Genomic DNA, 255 nt, shown 5'->3' on the forward strand with positions numbered 1-255 from the left:
CAACTGCGCGTTCTGGTGTTGGGATGTAGCTGTCGAGTGCATCAGCCAATTTCATGATGGCTTCTTCGCCCAATGGACCTTTGTCGCCTTCAAGCGCCAATTTCGCGGAACCTTGGATGATTGGCAAGTCGTCGCCTGGGAATTCGTATTTGGACAGTAATTCGCGTACTTCCATTTCGACCAATTCCAACAATTCAGCGTCATCAACCATGTCGCATTTGTTCAGGAACACGATGATGTATGGAACACCAACTT

General features: G+C 48.2%; 1 protein-coding gene. It reads right to left on the reverse strand.

The genetic code is table 11. The features are described from left to right. The coding region (locus tag ACO0K1_RS20380; protein WP_423029042.1) for a GTP-binding protein at positions 1–255 on the reverse strand (255 nt) is incomplete at both ends.

The organism is Undibacterium sp. SXout20W (genome assembly GCF_049340285.1).
Taxonomy (GTDB): domain Bacteria; phylum Pseudomonadota; class Gammaproteobacteria; order Burkholderiales; family Burkholderiaceae_D; genus Undibacterium.